Origin of the sequence: Streptomyces sp. W16 (genome assembly GCF_033194735.1) — a bacterium.
In the GTDB taxonomy this organism is placed as follows: domain Bacteria; phylum Actinomycetota; class Actinomycetes; order Streptomycetales; family Streptomycetaceae; genus Streptomyces.
The window spans coordinates 1-2,027 of record NZ_JAWOAI010000954.1; the positions used below are offsets into that span (position 1 = coordinate 1).

A 2,027-nucleotide genomic window follows, 5' to 3' on the forward strand; every position below is an offset into this window, starting at 1 on the left:
GGGGATACAACGGGCCCGGCGGCTACGGAGCTCCCGGCTGGGGAGCCGGCTGGGGCGGTCCCCCGCCGGCGGCCAAGCCCGGTGTGATCCCGCTCCGCCCGCTCGGCGTCGGCGAGATCCTCGACGGCGCCGTCTCCACCATGCGCACCTACTGGCGCACGGTCCTGGGCATCTCGCTCAGTGTCGCGGTCGTCATGCAGACCATCGTCGTCCTCGTCCAAGGCTTCGCCTTCAGTGACCTGACCAGCACCAACGCCCTCGACGACCCGAACGCCAGCACCTCCGAAGTGACCCGCGCCATGAGCGAGGTCTTCCTCAGCACCGGCGTCATCTACCTGGTCGCCCTCATCGGCACGGTGATCGCCACCGCCCTGCTCACGGCCGTCACCAGCCGCGCCGTCCTCGGCAAGCCGGTCACCGCCACAGAAGCCTGGCGTGACGCCCGCCCCCGGGTGCTCAAGCTGTTCGGCCTGATCTTCCTGCTGATCCTCATGGCCATCGCCCTGATCGGCGTCCCCACCTTGCCCGGCATCATCGTGGCCGTCACGGGATCCCAGGACGGGGGCATCGCACTCGCCGTCATCGGTGGCCTCGCCGGCTGCGTCGTCACCCTCTGGCTGGCGATCCGCTTCTCCCTGGCCTCGCCCGCGCTGATGCTGGAGAAGCAGGGCATCGTGAAGTCGATGAGCCGCTCCGCGAAGCTGGTGCGCGGCTCCTGGTGGCGGATCTTCGGCATCCAGCTGCTCGCCCAGATCATCGCGAGCATCCTGTCGTCCATCCTCGTGATCCCGTTCGCCTTCATCGCCGGACTGTTGAGCGGCGACGGCCTCGGCATCCTCGTCAACGGCACCGGCGACGTCGGCTGGACGTTCCTCATCATCAGTGGCCTCGGCTCGGTGATCGGCCGCATGATCTCGTTCCCGATCACAGCGGGTGTCACAGTGCTCCTGTACATCGACCAGCGCATCCGCCGCGAGGCCCTCGACCTCGACCTGGCCCGTGCCGCCGGTGTCCAGGACCACGGCACCGCCGCCCCCGGCCCCATCCCGGGGAGCTGATGCGGTGAGCCTGGCGGGGGGAGTTCTCACAGCGGTACCTGCGGCGCTGCCGCACACCGCCGAATCGGCCACGAGGGCACTGCTGCGCGCCCACGGCACACTCGTACAGTCGTCGGCCCTCTCGGGAGACGAGCCGCCGGTGACGATCCCGCGCGACCCCGCGCGGGAGGCGGCCCGGCGTGAACTGTCCAAGCAGATGTACCACGAGAACGACCCCAGCCTGGTGCAACGAGCCCTGGACGCCGTCTCACGCTGGGTCGACAAACTGTTCAGCAGGGCATCCGAGGCCACACCCGGCGGAACGCTCGGTCTGATCGTCGTCATCCTGGTCGTCCTCGCGGTCGGGGCCGCCCTGTGGTGGCGCCTCGGCACCCCCCGCCGCCAACCCGCCTCCACCGCCGCCCTGTTCGACGACCGCCCCCGAAGCGCCGCCGAACACCGCTCGGCCGCCGAGGCACACGCCGCCCAGGGACACTGGAACCCGGCCGTGCAGGAACGCATGCGTGCCATCGTCCGCTCCCTGGAGGAACGCGCCCTGCTCGATGTCCGCCCCGGCCGCACCGCCGACGAGGCGGTCGCGGAAGCCGGCCGCGCACTCCCGTCGCACACGGACGAACTGCGCGCAGCCGCCGGACACTTCGACGACGTGACGTACGGCGGACGCGGCGCGAGCGAGCAGTCGTACCGCCGCATCGCCGAACTCGACCGCGGCCTGGAGCGGACCAGGCCCGTCCTCACGAGCAGCGCCCACAGCACGGCCCACCACACCAGCCAGGGGGCCGCCGAATGACCACAGAGGTCACGCTTCCCGCCACCTCGACCTCGCCCACCGTCCGCCAGGTGTGGACCCGCGCGCGTGGCATCGTCCTCGCGCTCGTGGTCCTCCTGGCAGCCGCCGTGGCGATCGCCGCGATCCGCTCCGACGCCCGGCACGGCGACCTCGACCCGCGCTCCGCCGACCCCTACGGC

Annotated in this window: 2 protein-coding genes and 1 pseudogene; all 3 read left to right on the plus strand. The window is 71.4% G+C overall.

The features are described 5' to 3' along the window. Window positions 1–1,058, plus strand: a 1,058-nt coding sequence (locus R6V09_RS51840) for a DUF7544 domain-containing protein (RefSeq protein WP_317888359.1), incomplete at its 5' end; no start/stop codon positions are given. A gap of 4 nt (window positions 1,059–1,062) precedes the next feature. Next, window positions 1,063–1,848 (plus strand): DUF4129 domain-containing protein, encoded by a 786-nt coding sequence (locus R6V09_RS51845; RefSeq protein WP_317888360.1) that lies wholly within the window; start codon window positions 1,063–1,065, stop codon window positions 1,846–1,848. Next, a pseudogene (locus R6V09_RS51850) lies at window positions 1,845–2,027 on the plus strand (DUF4350 domain-containing protein); the annotation flags it as partial. The gene R6V09_RS51845 and the pseudogene R6V09_RS51850, both read left to right, overlap by 4 nt.